18 protein-coding genes are annotated in these 21,323 nt (G+C 60.9%); 14 read left to right on the forward strand and 4 right to left on the reverse strand.

The window, feature by feature from the left end:
* The first annotated feature begins 245 nt into the window (after nucleotides 1–245).
* The 4 genes from D7S89_RS24320 to D7S89_RS24335 are packed head-to-tail and all read left to right on the forward strand — an operon-like array spanning nucleotide 246 to nucleotide 3,744.
* Nucleotides 246–1,463 (forward strand): glycosyltransferase family 87 protein, encoded by a 1,218-nt coding sequence (locus D7S89_RS24320; RefSeq protein ID WP_245983239.1) that lies wholly within the window; start codon nucleotides 246–248, stop codon nucleotides 1,461–1,463.
* Nucleotides 1,464–1,505: 42 nt separating this feature from the next.
* Nucleotides 1,506–2,567 carry a glycosyltransferase gene (locus D7S89_RS24325; RefSeq protein WP_121281436.1) on the forward strand — a complete coding sequence of 354 codons (1,062 nt, stop codon included), beginning with the start codon at nucleotides 1,506–1,508 and terminating at the stop codon, nucleotides 2,565–2,567.
* A gap of 20 nt (nucleotides 2,568–2,587) precedes the next feature.
* On the forward strand, nucleotides 2,588–3,325 hold the full coding sequence (locus D7S89_RS24330; protein WP_121281437.1) for a class I SAM-dependent methyltransferase: 738 nt from the start codon (nucleotides 2,588–2,590) through the stop codon (nucleotides 3,323–3,325).
* Complete coding sequence (locus D7S89_RS24335; protein ID WP_183085338.1) at nucleotides 3,322–3,744, forward strand: GtrA family protein; 423 nt, start codon at nucleotides 3,322–3,324, stop codon at nucleotides 3,742–3,744. Before D7S89_RS24330 ends, D7S89_RS24335 begins: the two co-directional genes overlap by 4 nt.
* On the opposite strand, the gene D7S89_RS24340 is transcribed toward D7S89_RS24335, so the two are convergent.
* Nucleotides 3,666–4,907: a hypothetical protein gene (locus D7S89_RS24340; RefSeq protein WP_147426757.1), complete on the reverse strand. Its 1,242-nt coding sequence runs from the start codon at nucleotides 4,905–4,907 to the stop codon at nucleotides 3,666–3,668. The genes D7S89_RS24335 and D7S89_RS24340 overlap by 79 nt on opposite strands.
* A gap of 601 nt (nucleotides 4,908–5,508) precedes the next feature.
* Between D7S89_RS24340 and D7S89_RS24345 the strand changes: the two genes are divergently transcribed.
* From D7S89_RS24345 to D7S89_RS24360, 4 genes are all read left to right on the forward strand, one after another.
* The gene (locus D7S89_RS24345; protein WP_183085339.1) at nucleotides 5,509–6,000 is read left to right on the forward strand and encodes a TadE/TadG family type IV pilus assembly protein; all 492 of its coding nucleotides are present in this window, start codon (nucleotides 5,509–5,511) and stop codon (nucleotides 5,998–6,000) included.
* Nucleotides 6,001–6,485: 485 nt separating this feature from the next.
* Nucleotides 6,486–7,943: a sigma-54 dependent transcriptional regulator gene (locus D7S89_RS24350; protein ID WP_121281440.1), complete on the forward strand. Its 1,458-nt coding sequence runs from the start codon at nucleotides 6,486–6,488 to the stop codon at nucleotides 7,941–7,943.
* 165 nt (nucleotides 7,944–8,108) lie between these two features.
* On the forward strand, nucleotides 8,109–8,537 hold the full coding sequence (locus D7S89_RS24355; protein WP_121281441.1) for a DoxX family protein: 429 nt from the start codon (nucleotides 8,109–8,111) through the stop codon (nucleotides 8,535–8,537).
* A 121-nt stretch (nucleotides 8,538–8,658) separates the two neighbouring features.
* Nucleotides 8,659–8,931 carry a hypothetical protein gene (locus D7S89_RS24360; RefSeq protein ID WP_121281442.1) on the forward strand — a complete coding sequence of 91 codons (273 nt, stop codon included), beginning with the start codon at nucleotides 8,659–8,661 and terminating at the stop codon, nucleotides 8,929–8,931.
* A 98-nt stretch (nucleotides 8,932–9,029) separates the two neighbouring features.
* Here D7S89_RS24360 and D7S89_RS24365 read toward each other — a convergent pair whose 3' ends face one another.
* Nucleotides 9,030–10,490 (reverse strand): MFS transporter, encoded by a 1,461-nt coding sequence (locus D7S89_RS24365; RefSeq protein ID WP_121281443.1) that lies wholly within the window; start codon nucleotides 10,488–10,490, stop codon nucleotides 9,030–9,032.
* A gap of 383 nt (nucleotides 10,491–10,873) precedes the next feature.
* Here D7S89_RS24365 and D7S89_RS24370 point away from each other — a divergent pair, with 383 nt between their 5' ends.
* The 6 genes from D7S89_RS24370 to D7S89_RS24395 all read left to right on the forward strand — a co-directional run bounded on the left by D7S89_RS24370 (nucleotide 10,874) and on the right by D7S89_RS24395 (nucleotide 19,275).
* Nucleotides 10,874–11,191, forward strand: a complete 318-nt coding sequence (locus D7S89_RS24370) for a hypothetical protein (RefSeq protein WP_147426758.1) — start codon at nucleotides 10,874–10,876, stop codon at nucleotides 11,189–11,191.
* A 12-nt stretch (nucleotides 11,192–11,203) separates the two neighbouring features.
* On the forward strand, nucleotides 11,204–12,844 hold the full coding sequence (locus tag D7S89_RS24375; protein WP_121281445.1) for a DUF2334 domain-containing protein: 1,641 nt from the start codon (nucleotides 11,204–11,206) through the stop codon (nucleotides 12,842–12,844).
* 187 nt (nucleotides 12,845–13,031) lie between these two features.
* Complete coding sequence (gene wecB / locus D7S89_RS24380) at nucleotides 13,032–14,249, forward strand: non-hydrolyzing UDP-N-acetylglucosamine 2-epimerase (protein WP_121281446.1); 1,218 nt, start codon at nucleotides 13,032–13,034, stop codon at nucleotides 14,247–14,249.
* Between the two features lie 471 nt (nucleotides 14,250–14,720).
* A complete protein-coding gene (locus D7S89_RS24385) occupies nucleotides 14,721–16,667 on the forward strand; it encodes a glycosyl transferase family protein (RefSeq protein ID WP_121281447.1) in 1,947 nt (648 codons plus the stop codon).
* 2 nt (nucleotides 16,668–16,669) lie between these two features.
* Nucleotides 16,670–18,349, forward strand: a complete 1,680-nt coding sequence (locus tag D7S89_RS24390; RefSeq protein ID WP_121281448.1) for a bacteriophage N4 adsorption protein A — start codon at nucleotides 16,670–16,672, stop codon at nucleotides 18,347–18,349.
* A 35-nt stretch (nucleotides 18,350–18,384) separates the two neighbouring features.
* Entirely contained in the window at nucleotides 18,385–19,275 is an 891-nt protein-coding gene (locus D7S89_RS24395; protein ID WP_342766936.1) for an alpha-amylase family protein, read from the forward strand.
* Nucleotides 19,276–19,285: 10 nt separating this feature from the next.
* Here the strand turns inward: D7S89_RS24395 and D7S89_RS24400 are convergent, their stop codons facing one another.
* Nucleotides 19,286–20,188, reverse strand: a complete 903-nt coding sequence (locus tag D7S89_RS24400; RefSeq protein ID WP_245983241.1) for a hypothetical protein — start codon at nucleotides 20,186–20,188, stop codon at nucleotides 19,286–19,288.
* Between the two features lie 228 nt (nucleotides 20,189–20,416).
* Nucleotides 20,417–21,313 (reverse strand): dihydrodipicolinate synthase family protein, encoded by an 897-nt coding sequence (locus D7S89_RS24405; protein ID WP_121281451.1) that lies wholly within the window; start codon nucleotides 21,311–21,313, stop codon nucleotides 20,417–20,419.
* Nucleotides 21,314–21,323 lie beyond the last annotated feature (10 nt).

Below are 21,323 nucleotides of genomic sequence, written 5' to 3' on the forward strand. Positions count from 1 at the left end.
CAATGAGCCCACGGATAGGCGCAACGTCTCGCACTCAATCGCGCAATCCAATCAAAAGAAAACATGAACGGATGGCTCCAGGATCGAAGCCCTGTGGCCACGCCATATAAGGCGGCAATATGCATCTGTTACAACGGGGGCCGCGCGGCGCACAGAGCCGCGCGCACGAGCATGAATGGTGGGTAGCCGTGTCCGAGGCCGGGGCAAGCCTCTTGTCGAGCAGACCTGCGCGACGAGAGGCCATATTGCCAGCGGCTTCTCCCACGCGCCGCCCGCACTGGCTCGACAGCGAGCGCTTGCGGCTTTATCCGGCCGTGGTGCTGATTTGTTATCTCGTATGGGTCTTGATCTATCTGTACAAGGCCGTGTGGCATCCACACGAATACATCAGCCCGCTCGCTATCGACTTTCTGCCGTTTTGGAGCTCGTCGTACCTTGCGTTGCATGGACACGCCGCGGACGCATACAACCTCGGTGTGTTGGGCAATGTCGAGCAAAATGCACTCGCGCATACGGTCGGCCTTCTGCCTTGGCTCTACCCGCCAACGTTCTTGCTGTTCGTCTATCCGTTGGCGCTCTTGCCGTGGAAGATCGCCGCAGCGACGTTTCTCGGCGGCACCTATGCGCTCTTCGTTAGAGCAATTCGCGCGATCGTTCCTCGCCGCGAGGCGCTGCTCATTGCCATGGCTTTTCCCGGTGCCGCGCTGGTTGCGGTATCCGGACAAAACGGCCTCCTGACCGCCTCGCTTGCCGCGCTGGGGCTCGTGTTGCTTCGTCGCCGTCCTGTGGCAGCGGGAATTTGCTTCGGCATCCTATGCATGAAACCGCATCTGGCGGTGCTCTTTCCCCTCGCGTTGCTGTGCTCCCGTTCGTGGCGCGCACTGGCATCGCTCGCGTTGACCGCGATGTCGATGCTGGCCATCTCGGTGCTAGTGTTCGGTGGGGGAACCCTTGCTGCATTTCTCCATAACGCCAGCATGGCGGCCGGCTACGTCGAATCTGGCCGCGCTGCCTTGGCGCGGGTCCCGACGATGTTTGCGCTCGCGAAGCTGGCGCACGTGCCATCGGCGCTTGCCTATGCGGCGCAGGGCCTGTCGGCCATCTTGGCCGCAGCGGCAGTGTGCTATGCCTGGGGGCGCGAAACCTCTCATGCGTTGCGCGCGGCGACGCTGGTTTGCGCGAGCCTCATGGTTTGTCCGTACCTGTTCGATTACGACCTCACCTGGTACGGCGTGCTCATCGCCTGGTACGGAAAATACGCCCTTGAAAGCGGATGGAAGCGCGGCGAGCGCGAGTGGCTCATCTTGCTTTGGCTGACACCACTGGCAGGCATTCTCATCGTCAGTCACGTGAAGGTCCAGTTCATGCCGCTCATTTCGGCAATCACGCTTTGGATGCTGGTGCGGCGCATCGCGCAGCAAAGACGCGAGCCCGTTGTCCTCGGACGGCATTCAGGCGAATGAGAACAAGCAGCAAGCATCAAGGATCAAAAAACGGGGGGCATCATGTTTTCGGGGACCGCATATCCACTGATATCGCTGGTCGTGCCGTTCTATAACGAGCGCGACGCCGTCGATACCTTCTTCGCCAAGATCGTTCCGGTACTCGAGGCGATCACCTCGATACGTTTCGAAATCGTCTGTGTCAACGATGGCAGCCGCGATGGCACGCTCGACAAATTGATCGAGCAGAGCAAGCGGGATGCGCGCGTGCGCGTCATCGATCTCACGCGCAACTTCGGCAAGGAAGCCGCGCTGACCGCGGGACTCGACGAGGCATCGGGCGATGCCGTCATTCCGATCGATGCCGACTTGCAAGATCCGCCCGGCTTGATTCCCGTGATGATCGAACACTGGCGCGCAGGCGCCGAAGTGGTCGCCGCGAAGCGGGCCAACCGCGCGTGCGACACGTTCGCGAAACGCACGGCGGCCGGGCTCTATTACCGCATTCACAACGCGCTTTCTGACGTCAAGCTGCCGGAAAACGTGGGCGATTTTCGACTGATGGACCGCGCGGTCGTCAATGCGTTGCGCAGCTTGCCCGAGCGGCGCCGCTTCATGAAGGGGCTGTTCGCGTGGGTCGGCTATCGGACCGTGATCGTCGAGTATCAGCGCGAGGCGCGCTGCGCGGGAAAGTCGAAATTCTCGGGGTGGCGGCTTTGGAATTTCGCGCTCGAAGGCATCACGAGCTTCAGCACGGTGCCACTGCGAAGCTGGACCTATATCGGCCTCGCGATTGCCGCGCTCGCTTTCTGTTACGGCGGGTTGATCGTCGGCCGCACGCTGTTGTTCGGCAACCCCGTACCGGGATATGCCTCGCTGCTTTCGGTCCTGCTCTTCATAGGAGGGATCGAACTGGTCGGCATCGGGGTGATCGGCGAATACGTCGGGCGCATTTACGACGAGACCAAAGAGCGCCCCATCTATCTGATACGTCGCCGCTACCAAGCGAAGAGCAAGGTCAGCACGCTGCCCGTGGCGCGTCGCGAATCGCGCTTGCCGAGCGCATCCCGGGTTGACGCTTCGCGCAGGCGAGCGGCATCGCGCGTGCGGGCGGCCAATCATTGAACGGGAAAGGAGGGCGAATCATGTCACCGGAAGCCTATCTGGAGATGGCTGCAACCGAAACCGAGCATTGGTGGTTTCGCGGCCGTCGCGATGTTCTTCGTTCCGTTTTGCACGGGATCACGTTACCGCGTCGAGCGCATGTGCTCGAGGTCGGTTCCGGCACAGGCGGCAATCTGGAGATGCTTGCCGAATTCGGCAGCGTGAGCGGACTTGAAATGGACGAGACGGCGCTCGCGTTGACGGCAAGGCGCACCGATGGCCGTTTCGACATCCGCGCGGGGCACTGCCCGGACGACGTGCCTTTCGACGGCCACCGTTTCGATCTGATTTGCTTTTTCGACTGCCTGGAGCATATCGTCGACGATACCGAATCGCTTGCGCGCATGCGTGATTTGATGGCGCCGGGCGGTGCGATCGTCGTGACCGTGCCGGCCTATCAATGGCTATGGAGCGCGCATGACGTGTTTCTCCACCACCACCGGCGTTATAGCCGCGAATCGTTGATTGCGTGCGCGCGAGCGGCGGGGTACCGTATCGAAAATGTAACGTATTTCAACACGTTGCTCTTCCCGCTTGCGGCTGCCGCGCGATTGACCGACCGGCTGCTTCGCCGCAATAAATCGAGCGGCGATGCCGTTCCAACGGAGCGATTGAATGCGCTGCTCTACAGCATTTTCAAGGCGGAGTCCCGATGGCTCGCGTATGGCACGTTTCCCTTCGGCATGTCGTTGCTCGCCGTGCTGACGGTGGACGAGTGAAGCTCGCCGATCATTCGTCCGTGCGGTATCTGCTGGTGGGGGTGTCGAACACCGCGATTGGATTCGCGGTGATCTGGATCGCGTTGAGCGGGTTGGGATTCGGCAATGTCGCCGCGAATGTGACAGGCTATGCGATCGCTTTTCTGTGGAGCTTTGCGCTCAATCGCAAGTGGACGTTTCGCCATCGCGGCGCGATAGGCAAGGGCTTGCTTCGCTATGCACTCGTTTGCCTCGTCGCCTACTTGGCGAATCTGGCGATCGTGGTATGGCTGAGCGAATTTTTGGGGCAGCGCAGCTTGCTGGTTCAGGTTGGCGGAATGATCACCTACACGGTGCTCGCTTATGTAGGATCGCGATGCTTTGCCTTTCCGGCGCCGGCAGCGTCGGCGGCCGCGGTAGCATCGGATCGATACACGTAGACCACCGCAATCCTATCCGCATACAGACGCCGCCATTGAGGCAGTGCGTCGATCATATCCACTACGGGGCTGCGAGCAGCCAGGATCACCCAGTGGATGTCATAGCGCTTCACGATCCGCTCGAACGCCACTCGGTTTGGCCTCGAGGCATCGAGATAAGCGGATATGAAGTCGTCGCCATACATGTCGGCGCGGCCGTCTATGAATGGTTTGACACCTTTGAAGATCAGATAGCCACCGAATTCATAGCTGTTGAATACCGGCTCGCGTTGAATGTCGACGGGCACATGATCGAGCGCCATGATCGGCGATGCCGGATCGTCGGTGCGCTGAAACGGGTGCGCCAAGCGGATCGCGGTCAATAACGTGACGCAGGCAAGACCGCCTAAAGCCCACCGCAATGAGGACTGGCGGCTCGACGCTTCGCTGGCGCCATCGGAAAGCGCATGCGCGAGTGGCCTGGCGAGTAGGATCGCGCCGACGACGCCTGCCAGCATCTGATGGCGAGAGTGGGCCAGCGCGAGATGAAGCAGCCCAAGCAAGATAATCAATCGCCAGAACGGCACGCGCACGTCTCGCGAAAAGGCGACATAAATCAACGCCACCAAGGCGCCTTCCAGCGGCTGAAGCGTTTGAAAGTTCGTCGGGCTCCATTCGCTGATGCTTGCCGCGCTCGCCAAGTGCATGAGCTGGAAGGGGAACGTCAAACCTTGCCAACCATTCGGGGTCAATAGAGACGCCGCGATGGCCGCGCCAAGAAACAGGCCCCAACGTCGCACTGCCTGCCTGCGCTCCGACTTCGCTTCGACGATGGCCTCGAGTGCGATCGGCACGGTGAGCGCAAGGCCCAGAATGAAGCTGGCGTGAAGGTTGGCCCAGATCACCATCAGCGGCAGCAGGAGCGGGGATGGCGCGCTACCTCGCTCCCTGGCCGTCACCAAACTGACGGTCCATTGAGTGAGGGCGACGAGGGCAAGCAAATGCGGGCGCGCAAGCAGGCTGGAGCTGACGCATGCAATGCCGAGCAAGAAGACGACAGAGGCGGCCGGTTGATTCAGGCAACGCGCAAGGTAGCGCGCGAGCACACCGAATGTCGTCGCGGCAGCGATGCCGAAAAGAATTTGAATGCCGCTCCATGCGCCGGCGCGATAGGCGATCGCCATGAGCACTTCGGATAGCCATTCGTGCGCTACCCAGGGTGCGCCCGAGAGCGTATAGGAGAAAGGATCGGCATGTGGGATCGCATGATGCCGAAGCATCCACATGCCTGTCGCGATATGCCAGTAGGTATCAGGATCGTTCAAGACGGGCGGCGCGAGCAGCACAATGCCGTAGCCGATCAATGCAGCGACGATCAACAGGGGAGGCATGCCCCAGGCGCCGTCGATTCCCCGCGGCGTCGCAATGCTTTTATCCAATTACGTTCCCCCTGAGCGACGGCAGGCATACCTGCCGGACTCGTGCCTTCATTTTTTCGTTTTCATGGATAGGCGTCATGGCCTCTATGTGGCAGTGCTTATCTAGGCAGACGATAAGTGCAGTCGCATCGATTTGCACGTGCGGCGGATCACATAGCGCGTCGTTTCATCGTCGATACGTTTTTTAGCGCTGTGGGTTGAGGGCGATTTGCGCCGTTTTGCGCTCGCTATGTCGTTGGCGCTTGCCGCCACAGTGGTTCGTAACTTGCTTTTTCGCGTTGGCGAGTCACCGAACCCGGATGGGGGGGACCTGTACGGGTCGATCGGTGCGAGTTGGAGAAAAAGAATGAACACGGTAATCAGGCGGTCAACGGCGATTCTACGGTCGCGGTATTCAGTCAACCGGAATTTGCCTCGATTCCGGTGGCGTGTCGGGCGCCTTTGCCAGTTGGGTCGGGCCAGCCTCGAATTTACGGTTCTCTTGCCTCTCCTGTGCCTGCTTCTGCTGGGTATCACCGAGTTCAGCTTCGGCATGTACAACAAGGCGATGGTGGTCGAAGCGAGCCGTGAGGCGGTGCTCGAAGGCGTCGCGGTGCCAAGGTTGACGCCGTTGCAGCTGACGAGCATTGCGCGTAATTACGCTTCGGATAAGTTGATTACGTTCGGCGATCCGCCCTCGATCGTCGTCGACGTGAACCAGTCGTCGGGCACGTCTTCCGGCAATCCACTCAAGGTGACCGTGAGCTACGCGTACAACGGGCTCGCCATCGGACGGGTAATGAACATGCTGGGTGAAACGGTGGAGCTCTCCGGCGCGACGACTATGAACTATCAGTAGGAGGAAACAAGTTTTGCTTGGTGGGTTGACTTCTGCATGGGCACCGCATCCAGCATGCAATGCGCCGGCCGAATTGGTATTCGGCCGGATGGCGTTTATTCCTATGGATATTCGTATCGCCGAAGCCTATTTTTCTACCCATGCGAAAACGAAATGCGCGACGCGCGCGGCGGCTCGAACGAATCGGCCGCGCCCGGCAAAGCGCTTCGATCAAGCAATCATTCCCAGGGGGGGCAAGCATGCGCGCGAGGTTCGGCCCGGGAGGGGACGAAGCCTCGCGCGGTGCGAGTCGATGGGGCTTGCCGCATCACGCGGCAGGATAAGACGGCAGAGTCGCGACAAGATGGCTCGCCTGGACGATTTCGAACGAGACCGAACGAACGCGTGAATGGCGCCACCCGGCTTTGATCGAGATCAACAAAGCATCGATGCGCGCGATGTAACGTGCCTCACGGCACGTTCGGCGTGTCGAGCCGGGGGGCAATATGACTATCGCTTTCAATCCGTCGCATGCTGAGCGGACCGTCCTTTTTGTTTCGCTCAAGCCAGACACGGAAAGCATCGATGCGCTGATCGCGGCCGGATGGCACGTCGTCCATGCGAAACCATCACAGCAGGTGGAGCGCTTGCTCGAGCGAGGCGCGATTCGCGTCGGCGTGGTCGATCTGCCGAAAGCGTGCGACGCTCAGCAACTGGCCGAAATCGAATCCTGCATCTCGCGCACTGACGCGACCTGGATCGCGCAAGTGTGTCCAGGCCAGGCCGACGAGGAGCCGATACGCCGTTTCATCCTCGATTACTGCTTCGATTTCGTGACCTTGCCGTGCATGGATGAGCGGCTCGCGATGGTGCTCGGCCATGCCCGGGGGCTCTCGGTGTTGCGCGAGAAGGTCGTTCAAGAGCCGCCCGCGGCGCATTGCAGCACGATGATCGGCGAGTGCGAAGCGATGCAGCAACTCTATCGCGGCGTCGACAAATGCGCGCGCACCAATGCGCCCGTATTCATCGCCGGAGAATCGGGCACGGGCAAAGAGCTTACCGCTTGTGCGATTCATGAACGCTCGACCCGCTCGGGCCGCCCCTTCGTCGCGATCAACTGCGCGGCCATTCCGCCGTCGCTCCTGCAGTCCGAGCTCTTCGGTCATGAGCGTGGCGCGTTCACGGGTGCGTTGCAAAAGAAGATCGGCCGTATCGAGGCTGCCGCCGGAGGTACGCTCTTTCTCGACGAAATCGGCGACATGCCTCATGAATGCCAGGCCGTGCTGCTGCGCTTCTTGCAGGAAGGCACGATCGAGCGGCTCGGCGGCAATGGCCCGATCAAGGTCGACGCGCGCATCGTATCCGCTACGCACGTCGATTTGATGAGTGCGATCGAAGCAGGGCGTTTCCGCTCGGACCTTTACCATCGTCTTTGCGTGTTGCGTCTCGACGAGCCGCCGCTGCGCGCGCGCGGCAATGACATCAAGCTGCTAGCGCAACACGCGCTCGCGCTGCACAAACGCGACGGTGCTCGCAAGCTACGCGGCTTTTCGAGCGATGCGATTGCGTCGATGTTCAACTACGGCTGGCCCGGCAACGTTCGAGAGTTGATCAACTGTGTGCGCCGCGCGGTCGTGATGGCGGAAGGGCGCTTCATCACGTCGGCCGATCTCGGGTTGCCCGACGCCGGCCATCGCGTCGGCCGCACGTTGGCAGAGATCCGATGCGACGCCGAGCGTGCGGCCGTGCGAGAGGCGCTGGCGCGTCATGCGTACAGTCTCTCGAGTGCCGCACAGGAGCTGGGTATCTCGCGCGCCACGCTTTACCGCCTGCTCAATTCGATCGGCTTGCGGACGGAGGCGCCGATGATGCGGCATCTGCGCATGATGGACGCGGAGAACACGCCGCCAGAGGTGCCTTGCGCAGCGCCGCGTCCCGAAGCCGAGCACCGCGTCTCGCCCTGAGGCTTCACCGGGTGGGTCTCTTCGTCGTACGGTGTGCGTGTGCGTGCACGCGCGCCGCAAGCCGCCACGCTTGGAAAACGGAGACACAGCGCATATCCTGAGCAACGATGTCCGCGTATCCGCGCCGGGCATTGCCTTCGTTGGCTTCCCTGGAGGACTTTGCTCATGACGCGTCCCGTCGATTCCGGCGTCATTCTCATCGCGCGTCTCGCGCTGGCCGTGCTGTTCCTGTGGGGCGGCGTCATGAAGCTGCTCGGCTATGCAGGCTTCGTCAGCTATCTGCAGGCACAGGGCGTCCCGTTCGCGCAGATCGGCGCGCCGGTGGCGACGGCGATCGAAGCGATCGGCGGGTTACTCCTCGTCGTCGGCTTCCTGATCCGGCCGCTCGCACTCGTGATGGCTGTCTATACGATTGCCACGGCCATCTACGGACATGACTTCTGGAACGTCACGAACGCTGCCGCGCAGCACGACATGGTGATTCATTTCTGGAAAAACGTCGGCATTGCGGGTGGTTTTTTGTTGCTATTTGTAACGGGTGCAGGCCGTATCAGCATCGACGCCGCGCGCACCCCCAGGCGGCATTTGCGCTGATCGACGTGGGCAATACGTCTGCGCACCTACGTACCAGCCTATCAGCCATGGATGCGCATGAAGTTTGCTTGCTGGTCTATGTGGAGACGAACGCTGCGGCCCAGCGACGGAGGGCGGTGCGATGATCCAAACCTTCGAACAGACGATCGACGGCCAACCCCTGCGCTTCTGCGCGAGCCTTGGCGAAGGAGAAACGAAGCACCGCGTCATCATCAGCCGCATGGACTCGGCGGAAACGCTCGTCGTCTTCGATGCCGCAGGTCTGCTCGGCGCATTGAAAGCGGATATGGCGCCGCCCGATCAGCTGATTGCCGACGCCATTCGTAAAGCGGTGGATGAGGGCCTGATCGAGCGCGCGCTTGATACAGGTGCGATTCAGAACGCTACGTTATAAGCACACACGTAGGGTCTCTTGTTAGTGTGGACAGGCCCTTGGCTGCGTGCAAGCGTTGCTCAGGTACGCATGCGTCCATCACCGTACGGCTTATCTGCCTATCTGCTTCCAGCCGAGCCCGCTGGTGCGGTGCCGCGCGCCCCTTGCCGCGCGTGTGAACGCGGATGAATGAGGCTGCCCAGCAGCACGCCCACTACCAGCAGCGCGGTCGCAATGGCCGCCGATGTTCTCAAGCCGCCTACGACAGCGGCTGCACCCGCACCGCTTGCCAGCGCACCGAACGCCGCCACACCGACAGCGCCCCCCGCTTGTCGTGCCGTATTGAGCAGTGCCGATGCGGTACCGGCGCGCTTGGGCTCGACGGAGGCGAGGATGGCCGTCGTCATGGCCGGGACCGCCAGCCCCATGCCGGAGGGGATCAGCAGAAACGGGACGATCAACAGCGCAATCGGCGTGGTGGCCTGCGTGGCGTGCAAGAGCCCATAGCCAAGCGCACCGACTGCCGCACCCACCATCATCGGCACACGGGGGCCATATCGTGCGACGACCCAGCCGCTCGCGATGTTCGACAGCAGGAAGCCACCCGTAAGCGGCAGGAACGCAAGACCGGCCTGCAGCGCCGTATCGCCGCGCACGCGTTGCAGATAGAGGCTCAGCACGAATACGGTGCCGTAGTAGGCCAGGTTCATGCACACGCCGAACAACACGGCGGCGCTGAACGTCGTGTCGCGCAGCAGGCTCAACGGCAGCATTGGCGCGGCACTCTTCGCTTCGACGGCAACGAACGCGAGCGTGGCGAGCCCGGCGAGCACGAAGCTGCCGACAACGAACGGATTGCCGATGCCGGCAGGGTGCAGCTCGATCACCGCCCCCGTGAAGGCAGTCAACGCGACGATCGCGATGCACTGACCGGGCAAATCGATGCCCATAGGGGAGCCGGGTTGCTTGGGCGCGCTGCGGTCGTGGCCGTCCGGCACCCAGGCGAAGGTCGCGGCAAGGCCGGCGAGACAAATCGGCAGGTTCACGAGGAAGATGCTACGCCAGCCGAATGCCGCGATCAGCATGCCACCGACGACAGGGCCCGCCGCGATCGATATGGCACCCGACGCGGTCCATAGGCCCACGGCGCGCGCACGTAGGCGCGGATCATGGCTACATGCGCGATTAAGGAGCGCGAGCGAATTCGGCAGCATGGCGGCGGCGCTGACGCCTTGCAGTGCGCGGGCGGCGACCAGGGCGGCCGTGTTTGGCGCAAGGCCGCATGCGAGCGAGGCAAAGGCAAAGAGCGCGATGCCGGCGGCGAACAGGCGCCGCGGGCCGAAACGGTCGCCGAGCACGCCGGCCGACAGCATCAGTACGGCAAACGCGAGTGTGTAGGCATCGACGATCCATTGCAGGCCGGAGACGGGCGCGTGCAATTGCGCGCTGATGCTCGGCAGCGCGATGTTGACGATCGTCACGTCGAGCTGTGTGACGACGAATGCGACGCTGACGGTCGCGAGCACGCGGGCGATGGCCGGCGTGAAGACGGGGGCGGAGGTCTGGGTAGGTGAGTTCATGGGGGGCATGCTACCAACCCACCGCACGGAACGTTTTGCTCTCTCGTGAACCATGCAATGCATTGGCCTGCCGCCCGCGGCATTGGTGATATCAATGCATGGATGTTCTTGATTGATGTAATGAATGATGATCTTATGAAATCATATTTAAATAATTTGGCGCTGACTTGATTCGGGATACGAAAATAAGAAAATACCAAAAGACATTTGCTTTGCTTTCGAAAAATGTGCGTCGACCGACATTTTTATTCATTTGATTGAGGCGTAAAGGCTGCCGGCGATCCATGCTAATGAGGCGGGGTTGGGGATAAGTACTACCCCTGCCGGGTGTTTTGGTATGAATTGTTGTGATTGTCTATTTGTAGACTAATAGGGAGAAGGCCATGCGTTATCGACACACTCAGTCGCTCCAACGCCAATTGATTTCCTCGTTAATTGTCGGTTCAGTGGTGGTTGCATTGGTCGGCGCATTCAGCTTCTACTCGGATCATGCGCAGGGAGCGGGAGGAGTGGCCAATGCACAAGCCGCCGATCCGACCCACAGCTACAAGGTGCCGGCGTTGCCCAATGGCTCCGCGCACGCCGTCGTGCAAGCGGGCATGTCGAAGAAGGGCTGGGAGGAAGGATACAAGGAATCGGGGCGCCCGAAATTCCCGACGAATTCGGTCAAACGCGAAGGCGGCAACGTCGAGCGCGACTAAGGGGACGCCATCATGAAGAAAATCATTCTGATCATTGCACTGATGGCCGGATTTTGGCAGGGGTTGCCAAGCACGGCTCAAGCGCAAACGACGACGCTGCATACGATGATTTTGTACGACAATCCCGCCAATGATCCGTATTCAAAGCTCGGGCTTATGTACGCGATCATGTTGCGCAATTTGCTCGGACATTTCAATACGACGGTCGATCTGGTGCCCGTGCAAAACTATACAACTGGACAAATCGGCGCCCATGATGCGACGTTCTACATCGGCGACTATTACAACAATCCGTTGCCTGCGGCGTTCATGAGCGACGTGATGTCGGCTACCAAGACGGTCGTATGGTTTAAATACAACCTCTGGGAAATTGCTTGGAATACGGCGTACACGTTCAATCAGACGTTCGGCTTCAGCTTCCTCGGTCTAGCAGGCCTCAACGCGACGCCGTCGTCGAGCAATCCGACCCCAGGCTTCTACGACACGGTCACTTACAAGAATCTGCCGATGGTCAAGTACTACGCGTACAACGCCACGACCGGCGTGGTGGAGGCCGACCCCGATATCGGTCTCACGCAGGTGCTCGATTCGACGAAGGCCCAGTCGCTAGTGACGATCACGAACAGCACGACCAAAGCGACGGCACCGTACATCATGCGTTCCGGCAACTTCTGGTACTTCGCGGACAATCCGTTCTCGTACATCGGGACGACCGACCGCTACCTCGTGATCTGCGACGTGCTGCACGACATCCTCAATACGGGCGCACCGGTCAACCATCGCGCGCTGGTCCGTCTGGAAGATCTCGACGCGTACACCACGACGAGCTCGATGAGGCAGCTGACGAACTATCTGTATAGCAAGCACATCCCGTTCACGATGGCGACGATTCCGCTCTACACGGACCCGAACGGCTATTACAACGGCGGCGTGCCGGAGACGATCCACCTGGCGCAAGCGACCGGGCTCAAGTCGGCGCTGAACTATGCGTTGCTGCACGGCGGCTCGATCGTCATGCACGGTTATACGCACCAGTACGATTCGACGCCGAACCTGCAAAACGCGGTCAGCGGCAACGACTATGAGTTCTGGTACGCAGTGCAGGACCGCCCCGTGGACGAGGATTCGGAGCAATGGGCCGAGGGACGCATGCAGGACGGTCTGGCCGAGTTCACGAGTAACGGCTATAAGGTTGCCGGCTGGGCGTCGCCACAGTATCAGATGTCGCCGCTCGCGTCACAGGCTGCGGCCGCGGAATTCCCGACGTCGTTCCAGCGGGCCGTCTACTACACGGCGACGAACCCGCAAATCGGTACAGGTGCAGCCAATCAGGATTTCTCGGCCGGACAGTTCTTTCCATACATCATCAACAGTGATTATTACGGAGAACGAATCATTCCGGAAAACATGGGGAGCATCCAGTACAACATCTGCAATATCGATCCGTTCTCGTGCATCGCCTATACGTGGCAGCAGATGCTGACCAACGCGCAGTATGCGCTGGTCGTTCGTGACGGGTTCGCGTCGTTCTTCTTTCACCCGTACTGGCTCGAGCCCAATCTCAAATTGCCTGCGCTGCAGGATTTCGAAAGTCTCGTTTCCGGGATTACGAATCTGGGCTTTACATGGGTCGACGGTACGACGGCGAAGTGACGTGACATCCTGGTTGTTTCAATGTTGCGACTCGCCCCCGCAAAGGGTGGGTCGCACACCTTACCCGGGCGATGCCGCTGCCGGCAGTGAGGCTAAGGCCACACTCACTAGGTGCGGCGATCTTCTACAGTGACGTGACAGTCGAGAGAACGTTAACGAAGCAAATCGACGAGGTGCGGGGGAACCCATGAAAAAGGTATTGACGGTGTTCGGTACGCGGCCCGAAGCGATCAAGATGGCGCCGCTAGTCCATGTGCTGGCGGGACAGCGGAACATCGACGCAAAAGTGTGCGTGACGGCGCAGCATCGCGAAATGCTCGATCAGGTCTTGGAGCTTTTCGGCATCACACCCGATTACGATCTGAATTTGATGCGCGAGGGACAAACGCTGGGCGATCTGACCTCCGGCATCCTGCAGTCGATCGGCACCATCTACGATGAATGGCAGCCCGACGTCGTGCTCGTGCACGGCGATACGACGACGACGCTGGCGGCGAGCCTCGCAGCCTTTTATCGCTACATTCCGCTTGGTCATGTCGAGGCCGGTTTGCGTACCGGCAATGTATGGTCACCCTGGCCCGAAGAGTTGAATCGCCGCGTGACCGATGCCGTGTCGTCGTGGCTGTTCGCACCGACCGAACAGGCCAAGCACAACTTGTTCAGCGAAGGTGCGCCGGCCTCGCAAGTGATCTTGACGGGCAATACCGTCATCGACGCCTTGCAGCAGGTCAAGTGCCGGCTCGACGGCGATCAGGTATTGAGCGAGCGCATTGCCGCGCGTTATCCGTTTCTCGATCCGGCGCGGCGCATGATTCTCGTGACGGGCCATCGCCGCGAGAGCTTCGGGGAGCCGTTCCGCAACTTCTGCGAAGCGTTGCGGCAGCTGGCGACGACGCACGATGACATTCAGCTCGTTTATCCCGTGCATCTGAATCCGAACGTGCGCGAACCCGTGCATGCGATTCTCGGCGAAGAGGCGAACGTGCATTTGATCGAGCCGCAGGACTATCTGCCGTTCGTGTTCCTGATGTCGCGTGCGTATCTGATCATCACGGACTCGGGCGGCATTCAGGAAGAAGGGCCCGCTCTGGGCAAGCCCGTACTCGTGACGCGCGAGACGACGGAGCGCCCCGAAGCCGTACGCGCCGGGACGGCGCGGCTCGTCGGCACGCATACCGAGCGCATCGTGTCGGAGGTCAACTGCCTGCTGAACGATCGCGCGCAATACGACGCGATGGCGCGCGCGAACAATCCCTATGGTGACGGTCACGCCAGCGAACGCATTGTCGATGCGCTACTGAACGTGCCGGTGACGTTCGCGTCGGTGAACCACCATGCCATCGCTCAGCCGGCATTGCTGCTCAACGCCGTGGCCACCGGGCTGCAGGCGTTACGCTCGGCGTAGCGAGTCGCTTTTCAACCAACCATCATATCTTCAATAACGCACTCCGTGCGCCGGCGCCCGCCGGCTGACGGGGTGCGCGCGTTTGTGCGCTTGTGCACCGATTGACGATGCGGGTAGTGCTTATCCTCCGATATTTTTAATTTGTGCGAATGCGCACATTGTGTTTTTTTTGTTGGGGTTTTGCCTTAGTAAGTATAAAAATCAATGTCTAATTTTATGGGAATTTACTGTTGGGTGGATAACAAATTTAATAATTAAATTAAAAGCAGTGTGCGACGACGTACGGTGATATTGCTTTATTCATTACACGATATGCGAACCTGGCGGCGCATTGCGGCGTGACGAAACCGGGGGGGACGTCACGCTCCTATAGAAGGCCCGCTCGGGAGCGAATCCAGGGGATTCGTGCGTTCGTGCGGGGCGGCTGCCGGGCCGCCCCATTCGGTGCTCATATCTGTGTGGTAGATAAAAATGCACACGACCTCGATTTGGCTTGACTATATCTATGTCCTGAATGGTGTCGCGCTATTCACGGCGGTCATCATATTCGTCAGCACAATAGACGACCTATTCCTTGATGGTTTTTACTGGCTAACCGAGCTCAGACGGATATTGCGCGGGGAAAAGACGCAAGCGATCGACGCCCAGGAATTGAGAAGCGAGGATGAGCGTTATTTGGCGATCATGGTGCCCGCGTGGAAGGAGTACGACGTAATCGCCAAGATGATCGAGAACACGCTCGAAACGCTCGAGTACGAGCGATACGTGATTTTCGCCGGGGCCTACCACAACGATGCGGAAACCACGGCCGAGGTCGAACGCATGGTGAGGCGGCACCCTGGGCGCGTCGTGCGCGCGACGGTACTCAACGATGGGCCGACTTGCAAAGCCGACTGTCTGAACTGGATCGTTGCAGCGATCCTGCGTTACGAACAGTCGCATCACATCGAGTTTGCCGGTGTCGTCATGCACGACTGCGAAGACGTGATCCACCCGATCGAGCTCAAGTACTTCAACCATGCCGTGCTCGACAGCGACCTCGTGCAGTTGCCGGTACTGTCCTTGCCGCGCAAGTGGAACGAGTTCGTCGCGGGCACCTATATGGACGACTTCAGCGAGACACATCAAAAGGACATCCCGACGCGCCAACTGCTGACCGGCATCGTGCCGGGCGCTGGTGTGGCGTCGTGCTACAGCCGCCGCGCGATCAAGGCGACCATGGCCGAGCGCGAGGGCAGACCGTTCAACACCGATTCGCTGACCGAGGATTACGACTTCAGCTTCCGTCTACGCGAACTCGGCATGAAGGAAACCTTCGCGCGTTTTCCGCTTGCCGAGGCAGTGCGCGAGCGTGCCCGAGGCGGCTTCGCACGCGCCCGTAATCTGCTCGCGACGAAGGAGTACTTCCCGAGCACCTTGCGTAGCGCCTATCGTCAGCGTGCGCGATGGATTCTCGGCATCGCGTTTCAAGGATGGCAGCAGCTCGGATGGAGGGGCAGCCTGCGCGATCGCTATATGTTCTTTCGTGACCGTAAGGGCATGGTGACGTCGATCTTCTCGATCGTGGCTTATGCGGTGCTCATCAACTATCTGTCGGTGGCGGCCGTGCAGGCGGCGGGCCTCGCGCCGTCGCATGTCGGTCCGGGCTCGCTCATGAGCAGCTGGCTCTCGCCGCTGCTGTCGATCAACTGCGCCATGATGGTCATTCGCCTGGCCGAGCGCTACTACTTCGTTGCCAAGCTCAACGGAGCAATGCAAGGCTTGCTTTCCTTGCCTAGACTCCTTGTCAACAATCTGATTAATTTCCTTGCAGTCTGTCGAGCGTGGCGCATCTTTGGTGAGTACCTCATCACCGGCAAGCCGATCGCGTGGGACAAGACGAGCCATACCTATCTGTCCGACGAGGAACTCGGCAAGACGCGTCGCAAACTCGGCGAAATTCTCGTGGAGTGGGGCGTGCTGACACAAGAGAAACTCGAAGCGTGTCTGGAGCGTCAGGCGGCTTGCGGCAAGCGGCTTGGCGAGCTGCTGCTCGAAGAGGCCGAGATCAGCGCCGAATCGCTGGCCGATGCGCTGGCCGAGCAGGCGGGGTTGCCGCGCGTGAGCCTGGCGAACGTGGCGGTCGGCCACTTCGCGGCGTCGCTGGCGCACGAGCTTCGGCACAGCTACCGGATCGTGCCGTTTTCTACTTCCGATGACGGCACGCTCAACGTTGCAGTGGGCAGCCCGCTGTCCGACGACGAGCGGCACATCGTCAAGCGCGGGGCTGGCGGCAACGTGGCGTACTTCATTGCGAGCGATGCGGAGATCGCGGCCGAGCTGGCTCGGCATGCGCACTTCGTCGAGCTCGAGCGCGGCGAGGCGCGGGCCAAGACGTTCGCGGTCCGCAACGCGCCGCCGCAAGGCCCGGGGGAATAACGATGAAACGCATAAGATCAACGCGCGTGCGGCGCTTCGGCGCGCTCGCGCGGATGGGGGGGCTCGTCGCGGTCGCCACGTTGGCGTTGCATGCTCAGGGGGCCGAGACGCTTTCGCCGCGCGCCTACCGGCTGGCCGATTCGGCATACAAGGCGATCGCGGCCGGCGATCTGCCGCGCGCCGAAGATTTCGCTTCGCGCGCTTTCAAGGTGCAGCCCGGCAGTCAGCAATTGGGGCTGCTGCTGCTCGATGTACTGTCGCGCGAAGGCAAGATCGCCGAGGCTGATCAGCTCGCCGAGACGTTGTTGAGCCGCTATCCCGACAACGCGCAGGTGTTGGCGCAGCATGGCTTTCTACAACAGCGCCAGCAACGGTACGACGTCGCGGCACGCGATTTTTCGGCAGCCCTGACCAACGGCAAGGACACCTGGTCGGACGAGCAGCAACGCAACCTGCGCCTCGCGTGGGCCGACAGCGCGCTCGAAGCGCATGAGCCCGACGAGGCGAGCAAGGCGCTGGCACCGCTGCAAGACGACCCGGACCCGCGTGTGCAACTGCGCATTGCGCAACTGCGCTTGCGCAACGGCGACCGGGCCGGCGCCCGGCGTGCGGCGCAACTTGCGCAGAGCCATGCGACGAGCGAAGAGGACAAAAAGAGCGCGGCTGAGCTGATCGAATTTGCAAAGGAGCCCGAGCCGATCGACGACACGGCCAGAAAGACGCTGCAAACGGCTTACGACCTGCTGCGTCAGAACAAGGATAGTGAGGCGTTGGCCTCATTCCAGCAGGGTTTTGCCGGCGGCGCGGGCACGGCCGGGAACTTTGCCGATGCGGGCTATGCAGCCAAGCGTCTGTCGCAAAACGACGAGGCGGTCGCGCTGTTCAAGCGCAGCCTCGATGCCGACGACAGCGAGCACACGTTCGACGAGCAGCGGCGCTTCGGTTATCGGCGCGAGGTACAGCAGCTCGAGCGCACATGGGGATTCGTGCTGAGCCTGCCTTATCAGGTGTCCGCATTCTCGCCCACAGGCACCGTCAACGTGCTGCAACCGGGTATCGAAGCGTACTGGCAGCCGCCGAAGATCGGCTATCGGAACGGCCGCATCCTGCAGTTCTTCGTGCGCGGCTACGGCACGGCTTACGATGGCTCGGGCAACGTGACGGGCGCGCCGACGGTGCAAGGTTCCGTCGGTGCGCGCTACAAGCCGATCATCGACCAGAACCTCGTGGTGTCGGCTGAACGCCTGGTGCGTATCGGGCGTTTCTCGCAGAACGATTGGCTTGCGCGCCTCGGGTACTCGTCGGAGGCGGGCAGCGACCTGCGGGTGACGGAGCCGAGTTGGCGCAGTTGGCAGGTCTATGGCGAAGCGGACTACTTTTTTCATCAAGGCCGTTACGTGCTGTATTCTGAGCTGCGCTACGGTCACACCTGGGCGCTACCGCAGATCAGTGATCACTTGACCGTCTACCCCCACGTGGCGTTCGTGTTCGATCACGACAGTCGCGAGGTCGACGAGACGGCGATGGGCATCGGGCCCGGCGTGCAGTTTCGCTTCTGGTTTCGCGAGAGCCACTACAGTGCGCCGGCCAGTTGGGCCGACGTGACAGTGCAATATCGCGCCCCGCTCACGCATGCCTCGCGTGCGAAAGGGCTCGTCGTGCAGGCGACGCTATGGTTCTAGAATTTAGTTCGGTGTACTTCGTATTATGGCGACGCGTGAGGCGAGCCAGAGTCACGCTTGCCGCCATGTGCAGCGCGGCGTTGTTCGCGAGCGGCTGTAGCAATCTCGGTGAGACGCATGCCGACGGCATCGTCTGGCAGACCGATGCGACCACCACGCGTCCCACCGGACACTGGCAGTGGCTCGGCGTGCGCGATCTGCTGATTCAGTGGGTCGTCGTCGACGATACGGCGTTCGTGCCGGTCGATACGCAAGGCGCTTCAGGATTGCCAGCGCTGCAAGGCGTGCACATGGCATCGCAGTTGCCCGATTGGGATCGCATCAGTCGCGAACCGTGGGCGTCGAATGTGATTCTGGGGCTCGCCGGCTATTCGGACGAGAAGCGGGCGAGAGACAACATCGCCAAACTGGCCGATATGTCGGCGTCCGTGGCGCATCTCGCGACACCGCTGCATGTGAAGGGCTACTACTTCCCGGTCGAGATCGATCCGAGCTGGACCGACGCGTCGAAGCTTGCGGCGGTGTTGAACAAGTTGCCGCGGCCGCTATGGGTCACGGTGTACGACCGCAAGAACATTGGCGGTGGGACGCTGGCCGATTGGCTCGCCACATGGCTGCCGGCAGACGTCGGGGTGTTCTTCCAGGATGGATGCGGGGTCTATGCGCGTGTGCCGTCGGTGGCGCGCGTGTATCTCGACGCGTTGTCGTCGCGGTTGGGACGGCGTCGCGTGCGGGTGATCGCGGAGGCATTCCGGCCCAGCGAGCACGGTGGTTTTCGTGCGGCGACGGCGGAGGAGCTGAAGGAACAGCTGGCGACTTACAACGGGTATTCGGTTTACCTGTTCGACGGCCCGCACTACGTGTCAGATCCACTCGTGCGGGCCCTCGCGCCCCAAGCCGCCGAGCGGCAAGGGGCGAGCCGGTAAGGCAAGAGGCTTACTGCGGTGCCTTCAGCGGCAGAATCGTTTGGCGCAGCAGCTTGAAGTACGAGCTGGTCGTGTAGGGGACCATTTCTTCGGCGTAATACCACCAGAAGAAGCCGCCGATGAAGCGCGGATCGTTCATGGTGTTGACCATCGGGTAGTACGTCTTGATCAGGTTGTCCTGCACGGTCGCGGGAGCGCCTGTGTCGGACGTGCCGATTTCGCCGAAGCCGACCTTCGCGTTCGGGAAGATCTGCTCAAGTGCCGAGAAATCGTTGTTCCACGACGGATTCAGACCCGGGCAGTCCTGGTACGGGTAGTAGCTGAACAGCGCGTAGTCGGCCTGCTGGCGCACGGTCGACGACAGGAACTGCGTCGGCCAGGTTTTCCAGTAGTCCTGCGGCAATTCCCAGCAGTTGTTGCCCTTGCTGTCGTCGTTGTAGTACAGCGTGACGGCGGTCTTGCCGCCGTTCGATTTGACGATGGTGTTCGCTGCCGCGACCATCTGTCCGATTTGTGTCTCCTCACCATTGATCAGCGAGTTGGGGCCGTCCATGTCGGGGCGCAGCCATTCGCCGTTGATCTCGTTCGCGATTTCCCAGACGTCGACCGTATTCTTCAGCGTCGACACGAGTTCTTGCGTACGTGCCGTGTAGGTCGCGAGGGTGGTCGGGAAGTAGTACGAATCATAGATTTCGCCCATGATGTACGCGTACTGGTGCAGCTTCACGAGCGCGGGGTAATACTCGGCCGCGGTCGTACCCGGATCGAACACGACGCGAACGGTCGGACGATACGGCAGGTTTTGAAGGGAAGCGATGATAGCGTTGAGATTGCTCAGATCATCGAGCGTCACGCCATAAGTAGGATTTTTTAGAGGTTCGACTTGCGCTTGCGCCGGTTGGCTCAGCGACATCGATATTGCACATGTGGCGAGCGTAGCGGCAGCTACGCGCGTCCATGATTTCGTAAGTTGATTCGCCACGTTCTTCCTGATGATTGGTGTTGGAGGAAGGGCGATGTTAACCGAAAATAAAACATAATTATCTGACGATAACGGCATGATGCGTTATCGCCAGATGGGCGAAACATGGTGTGTTTCGCCGAAGTTCGCAGCGAGTTTGCAGCGGCTTCGCTGCGCGAATCAAAGCGTTGGACGACGCTCGATCGCGCTACGAATCAAGGCTTCGACAGCGCGTCGTTCATCGCCGGCAAGTGGCAAACGAGGCGGACGAACATGCTCGGTTCCGAGGCCTACGATGGCTTCGGCGAGCTTGATGTTCTGCACGAGTTTGGACGAGACATCGAGCGCGAGCAGCGGCGCGAACCAGCGATAGATCTCGCGTGCTTCGACGATGCGGCCTTGTTGAAGATGCTTGTAGATCGCGACTGTTTCGCGCGGAAACGCGCAAACGAGGCCGGCGACCCAGCCATGTGCGCCCATCAGCATCGATTCCATTGCGAGGTTGTCGACGCCGCAGAAAATCGCATAGCGTTCGCCCACTGCATTGATGAGATCGGTCACGCGCCGCACGTCGCCACACGATTCCTTGATCGCGACGACCTTCGGCTCGTCCGCGATCTCCGCAAACATATCGGGCGTCATGTCGACGCCGTACGCGAGCGGGTTGTTGTAGATCATCAGCGGTAATGGGCTTGCTTTGGCGATCGTGCGGAAGTGATGCAGCGTCTCGCGTCGATCGGACAGGTAACGCAGTCCGGGCAGCACCATGTAGCCAGCGGCGCCATGCTTGGCCGCGCGCTCGACCTGACGGCACCCGTCGAGCGTGGCGTTCTCGGCGATCGTCAGCAGCACGGGCACGCGGCCATGCGCGGCTTCGACAGCCACGTCGAGCACCTCGAGCTTTTCATCGAGCGATAGCGTCGATGCTTCGCCGAGCGACCCGCAGACGATGATGCCGTCGACGCCTGCGTCGATTTGCGCGTCGATGTTCTTCGCCGTCCATGCCCGATCTATGCTGAAATCCTCGTGGAACTTGGTCGTGACGGCGGGCATGACGCCCTTCCAGACTGGTGCCATTACTTGTCTC

The organism is Trinickia fusca (assembly GCF_003628145.1).
Taxonomy (GTDB): Bacteria; Pseudomonadota; Gammaproteobacteria; order Burkholderiales; family Burkholderiaceae; genus Trinickia; species Trinickia fusca.

Coding starts and splice junctions, on each gene's coding strand:
- D7S89_RS24325 (WP_121281436.1), top strand. CDS start 1,506: ATGTTTTCGGGGACCGCATATCCACTGATATCGCTGGTCGTGCCGTTC.
- D7S89_RS24330 (WP_121281437.1), top strand. CDS start 2,588: ATGTCACCGGAAGCCTATCTGGAGATGGCTGCAACCGAAACCGAGCAT.
- D7S89_RS24340 (WP_147426757.1), bottom strand. CDS start 4,907: ATGGCGATCGCCTATCGCGCCGGCGCATGGAGCGGCATTCAAATTCTT.
- D7S89_RS24345 (WP_183085339.1), top strand. CDS start 5,509: ATGAACACGGTAATCAGGCGGTCAACGGCGATTCTACGGTCGCGGTAT.
- D7S89_RS24350 (WP_121281440.1), top strand. CDS start 6,486: ATGACTATCGCTTTCAATCCGTCGCATGCTGAGCGGACCGTCCTTTTT.
- D7S89_RS24355 (WP_121281441.1), top strand. CDS start 8,109: ATGACGCGTCCCGTCGATTCCGGCGTCATTCTCATCGCGCGTCTCGCG.
- D7S89_RS24360 (WP_121281442.1), top strand. CDS start 8,659: ATGATCCAAACCTTCGAACAGACGATCGACGGCCAACCCCTGCGCTTC.
- D7S89_RS24365 (WP_121281443.1), bottom strand. CDS start 10,490: ATGAACTCACCTACCCAGACCTCCGCCCCCGTCTTCACGCCGGCCATC.
- D7S89_RS24370 (WP_147426758.1), top strand. CDS start 10,874: ATGCGTTATCGACACACTCAGTCGCTCCAACGCCAATTGATTTCCTCG.
- D7S89_RS24375 (WP_121281445.1), top strand. CDS start 11,204: ATGAAGAAAATCATTCTGATCATTGCACTGATGGCCGGATTTTGGCAG.
- wecB (WP_121281446.1), top strand. CDS start 13,032: ATGAAAAAGGTATTGACGGTGTTCGGTACGCGGCCCGAAGCGATCAAG.
- D7S89_RS24385 (WP_121281447.1), top strand. CDS start 14,721: ATGCACACGACCTCGATTTGGCTTGACTATATCTATGTCCTGAATGGT.
- D7S89_RS24390 (WP_121281448.1), top strand. CDS start 16,670: ATGAAACGCATAAGATCAACGCGCGTGCGGCGCTTCGGCGCGCTCGCG.
- D7S89_RS24400 (WP_245983241.1), bottom strand. CDS start 20,188: ATGTCGCTGAGCCAACCGGCGCAAGCGCAAGTCGAACCTCTAAAAAAT.
- D7S89_RS24405 (WP_121281451.1), bottom strand. CDS start 21,313: ATGGCACCAGTCTGGAAGGGCGTCATGCCCGCCGTCACGACCAAGTTC.